Raw genomic sequence first — 5155 nt, 5'->3', positions numbered from 1 at the left:
TAAGTATAGGATAAGCCCTCGACCGATTAGTATTGGTCAGCTCCATGCATTACTGCACTTCCACCTCCAACCTATCTACCTCGTCGTCTTCAAGGGGTCTTACTAATTGGGAAATCTCATCTTGAGGGGGGCTTCACGCTTAGATGCTTTCAGCGCTTATCCCGTCCGTACGTAGCTACCCAGCCATGCTTCTGGCGAAACAACTGGTGCACCAGCGGTACGTCCATCCCGGTCCTCTCGTACTAAGGACAGCTCCTCTCAAATTTCCTGCGCCCACGACAGATAGGGACCGAACTGTCTCACGACGTTCTGAACCCAGCTCGCGTACCGCTTTAATGGGCGAACAGCCCAACCCTTGGGACCTACTTCAGCCCCAGGATGCGATGAGCCGACATCGAGGTGCCAAACCTCCCCGTCGATGTGGACTCTTGGGGGAGATAAGCCTGTTATCCCCAGGGTAGCTTTTATCCGTTGAGCGATGGCCCTTCCATGCGGTACCACCGGATCACTAAGTCCGACTTTCGTCCCTGCTCGACTTGTAGGTCTCGCAGTCAAGCTCCCTTATGCCTTTGCACTCTTCGAATGATTTCCAACCATTCTGAGGGAACCTTGGAACGCCTCCGTTACTCTTTAGGAGGCGACCGCCCCAGTCAAACTGCCCGCCTGACACGGTCCCCGTACCCGGTTAGGGTACTAGGTTAGAACCTAGATACGATCAGGGTGGTATCCCAACGGCGCCTCCACCGAAGCTTGCGCTCCGATTTCTACGGCTCCCACCTATCCTGTACAGATCGTACCCAAATTCAATATCAAGCTGCAGTAAAGCTCCATGGGGTCTTTCCGTCTTGTCGCGGGTAACCTGCATCTTCACAGGTATTAAAATTTCACCGGATCTCTCGTTGAGACAGCGCCCAAGTCGTTACGCCATTCGTGCGGGTCAGAATTTACCTGACAAGGAATTTCGCTACCTTAGGACCGTTATAGTTACGGCCGCCGTTTACTGGGGCTTCGGTTCATAGCTTCGGGTTACCCCTAACCACTCCCCTTAACCTTCCAGCACCGGGCAGGCGTCAGCCCGTATACTTCGCCTTGCGGCTTCGCACAGACCTGTGTTTTTGCTAAACAGTCGCTTGGGCCTTTTCACTGCGGCCCCCTCGTGCTATTCACACTACCGGGGCACCCCTTCTCCCGAAGTTACGGGGTCATTTTGCCGAGTTCCTTAACGAGAGTTCTTCCGCGCGCCTTAGAATTCTCTTCTCGCCTACCTGTGTCGGTTTGCGGTACGGGCACCTTCTCCTGGCTAGAGGCTTTTCTTGGCAGTGTGAGATCATGACCTTCGCTACTGTAATTTTCGCTCCCCATCACAGCCCAGCCTTAATGATGTGCGGATTTGCCTACACATCAGCCTCACTGCTTAGACGGACATATCCATCAGTCCGCGTCACTACCCTCCTGCGTCACCCCATCGCTCATAGCGGATTACGGTGGTACAGTAATTTCAAACTGTTGTCCTTCGACTACGCCTTTCGGCCTCGCCTTAGGTCCCGACTTACCCTGAGCGGACGAGCCTTCCTCAGGAAACCTTGGGCTTTCGGCGGATCAGATTCTCACTGATCTTTTCGTTACTCATACCGGCATTCTCACTTGTATGCTGTCCAGCGCTCCTTACGGTACACCTTCAACCCACATACAACGCTCCCCTACCCCAGATACATACGTATCTAGCCATAGCTTCGGTGGTGTGTTTAGCCCCGTTACATTTTCGGCGCAGAGTCACTCGACCAGTGAGCTATTACGCACTCTTTCAATGGTGGCTGCTTCTAAGCCAACATCCTGGTTGTCTGTGCAACTCCACATCCTTTCCCACTTAACACACACTTGGGGACCTTAGCTGATGGTCTGGGCTGTTTCCCTTTTGACAATGGATCTTAGCACTCACTGTCTGACTCCCGGCAATAAGTATATGGCATTCGGAGTTTGACTGAGCTTGGTAATCCTTGCGGACCCCGCACCCAATCAGTGCTCTACCTCCACTACTCTTATACCGAGGCTAGCCCTAAAGCTATTTCGGGGAGAACCAGCTATCTCCGAGTTCGATTGGAATTTCTCCGCTACCCCCACCTCATCCCCGCATTTTTCAACATGCGTGGGTTCGGGCCTCCAGTGCGTGTTACCGCACCTTCACCCTGGACAGGGGTAGATCACACGGTTTCGGGTCTACGTCCACATACTAAATCGCCCTATTCAGACTCGCTTTCGCTGCGGCTCCGTCTTCTCGACTTAACCTTGCATGTTAAACGTAACTCGCCGGTTCATTCTACAAAAGGCACGCCATCACCCATAAATAGGGCTCTGACTTTTTGTAAGCACACGGTTTCAGGTTCTATTTCACTCCCCTTCCGGGGTGCTTTTCACCTTTCCCTCACGGTACTGTTTCACTATCGGTCGCCAGGTAGTATTTAGCCTTAGCAGATGGTCCTGCTGGATTCATACGGGGTTTCACGTGCCCCGCACTACTCGGGATCCGTCTCGGAGAGAACACAGTTTAGGCTACAGGGCTTTTACCTCTATCGCGGGCCTTTCCAGACCTCTTCACCTACCATATTCCTTTGTAACTCCATGTGAGACGTCCCACAACCCCTAAGAGCAAGCTCTTAGGTTTAGGCTGTTCCGCGTTCGCTCGCCGCTACTGACGGAATCACTATTGTTTTCTCTTCCTCAGGGTACTTAGATGTTTCAGTTCCCCTGGTCTGCCTCTACATCTCCTATGTGTTCAGAGATGAGTAACTGCGAATTACCACAGCTGGGTTTCCCCATTCGGACACCCCCGGATCAAAGCTTGCTTACAGCTCCCCGAGGCAGTTTCGTTGTTCGCCACGTCCTTCGTCGGCTCCTGGCGCCTAGGCATCCTCCGTGTGCTCTTATTAGCTTAACCTTGATTTTTCCGCAGGAAAATATCATACAATGACATTTCTTTTGGAATCATCTCACTAATAACATTTACTTGTTTAAACAAGTTGCTAAAAAATGTTCTAAAACGCAAATTCGTTTCGGTATCCAGTTTTCAAGGATCAATGTTTAAAGAAGGTATTGAATTAAAACTTATGGTGGAGCCAAGCGGGATCGAACCGCTGACCTCCTGCTTGCAAGGCAGGCGCTCTCCCAGCTGAGCTATGGCCCCATAAAAGATATAAAGTTATATGGTGGGCCTTGGTGGACTCGAACCACCGACCTCACCCTTATCAGAGGTGCGCTCTAACCAACTGAGCTAAAAGCCCATATAACATATATAACATTGTGAATCAACCAAAGAATGGTTGTCCGCTTGGCGGCGTCCTACTCTCCCAGGACCCTTCGGTCCAAGTACCATCGGCGCTGGAGGGCTTAACGGTCGTGTTCGGGATGGGTACGTGTGGAACCCCTCCGCTATCGCCACCAAACGTATATGAAAGAGACTTACTCTTTCAAAACTGAACACGAGTGAGTGTTCGAACCCGAAGGTTCTATAATGGAAGTTTAACTTCCGATTTGAATGTCTTCATTGCAGAAGACGATTCTCCATAGAAAGGAGGTGATCCAGCCGCACCTTCCGATACGGCTACCTTGTTACGACTTCACCCCAATCATCTACCCCACCTTCGGCGGCTGGCTCCCTTGCGGGTTACCCCACCGACTTCGGGTGTTGTAAACTCTCGTGGTGTGACGGGCGGTGTGTACAAGACCCGGGAACGTATTCACCGCGGCATGCTGATCCGCGATTACTAGCAATTCCGACTTCATGCAGGCGAGTTGCAGCCTGCAATCCGAACTGAGACCGGCTTTGATGGGATTGGCTTCACCTCGCGGTTTCGCTTCCCGTTGTACCGGCCATTGTAGTACGTGTGTAGCCCAGGTCATAAGGGGCATGATGATTTGACGTCATCCCCACCTTCCTCCGGTTTGTCACCGGCAGTCACTCTAGAGTGCCCAACATTACTTGCTGGCAACTAAAGTTAAGGGTTGCGCTCGTTGCGGGACTTAACCCAACATCTCACGACACGAGCTGACGACAACCATGCACCACCTGTCTCCTCTGTCCCGAAGGCCGCCACTATCTCTAGTGGATTCAGAGGGATGTCAAGACCTGGTAAGGTTCTTCGCGTTGCTTCGAATTAAACCACATACTCCACTGCTTGTGCGGGTCCCCGTCAATTCCTTTGAGTTTCAGTCTTGCGACCGTACTCCCCAGGCGGAGTGCTTACTGTGTTAACTTCGGCACCAAGGGTATCGAAACCCCTAACACCTAGCACTCATCGTTTACGGCGTGGACTACCAGGGTATCTAATCCTGTTTGCTCCCCACGCTTTCGCGCCTCAGCGTCAGTTACAGCCCAGAAAGTCGCCTTCGCCACTGGTGTTCCTCCACATATCTACGCATTTCACCGCTACACGTGGAATTCCACTTTCCTCTTCTGTACTCAAGTCACCCAGTTTCCAGTGCGACCTCAGGTTGAGCCCAAGGTTTAAACACCAGACTTAAATGACCGCCTGCGCGCGCTTTACGCCCAATAATTCCGGACAACGCTTGCCCCCTACGTATTACCGCGGCTGCTGGCACGTAGTTAGCCGGGGCTTTCTTCTCAGGTACCGTCACTCCGATAGCAGTTACTCTACCGGACGTTCTTCCCTGGCAACAGAGCTTTACGATCCGAAAACCTTCATCACTCACGCGGCGTTGCTCCGTCAGACTTTCGTCCATTGCGGAAGATTCCCTACTGCTGCCTCCCGTAGGAGTCTGGGCCGTGTCTCAGTCCCAGTGTGGCCGTTCACCCTCTCAGGTCGGCTACGCATCGTCGCCTTGGTGGGCCGTTACCCCACCAACTAGCTAATGCGCCGCAGGCCCATCCCTCAGTGACAGATTGCTCCGTCTTTCATTCTTCCTTCAGGAGAAAAAAGAAATTATCCGGTATTAGCTACCGTTTCCGGTAGTTATCCCAGTCTAAGGGGCAGGTTGCCTACGTGTTACTCACCCGTCCGCCGCTAAGTCACTTTGAAAGCAAGCTTCCAAAGTGACTCCGCTCGACTTGCATGTATTAGGCACGCCGCCAGCGTTCGTCCTGAGCCAGGATCAAACTCTCCAATTAGTATTGAAAAGAGCGATATGCTCATTTTGAAAC

General features: G+C 52.2%; 2 tRNA genes and 3 rRNA genes. All 5 read right to left on the bottom strand.

The window, feature by feature from the left end:
* Positions 1–6: 6 nt before the first annotated feature.
* Positions 7–2935 (bottom strand): 23S ribosomal RNA (locus NSQ29_RS31485).
* A 170-nt stretch (positions 2936–3105) separates the two neighbouring features.
* Positions 3106–3181, bottom strand: a tRNA-Ala gene (locus tag NSQ29_RS31480).
* A gap of 20 nt (positions 3182–3201) precedes the next feature.
* Positions 3202–3278 (bottom strand) — tRNA-Ile (locus tag NSQ29_RS31475).
* 45 nt (positions 3279–3323) lie between these two features.
* A 5S ribosomal RNA gene (gene rrf / locus NSQ29_RS31470) occupies positions 3324–3440 on the bottom strand.
* A 124-nt stretch (positions 3441–3564) separates the two neighbouring features.
* Positions 3565–5122: ribosomal RNA gene (locus tag NSQ29_RS31465) — 16S ribosomal RNA — on the bottom strand.
* Together the 16S, 23S and 5S rRNA genes with 2 tRNA genes alongside form the textbook arrangement of a ribosomal RNA operon.
* Positions 5123–5155 lie beyond the last annotated feature (33 nt).

It is taken from the genome of Paenibacillus sp. FSL F4-0236 (genome assembly GCF_038000135.1).
Classification (GTDB): Bacteria; Bacillota; Bacilli; order Paenibacillales; family Paenibacillaceae; genus Paenibacillus_AQ.
Note: the sequence above shows the minus strand (reverse complement) of the source record. Positions and strands in the feature narration are given on the sequence as shown.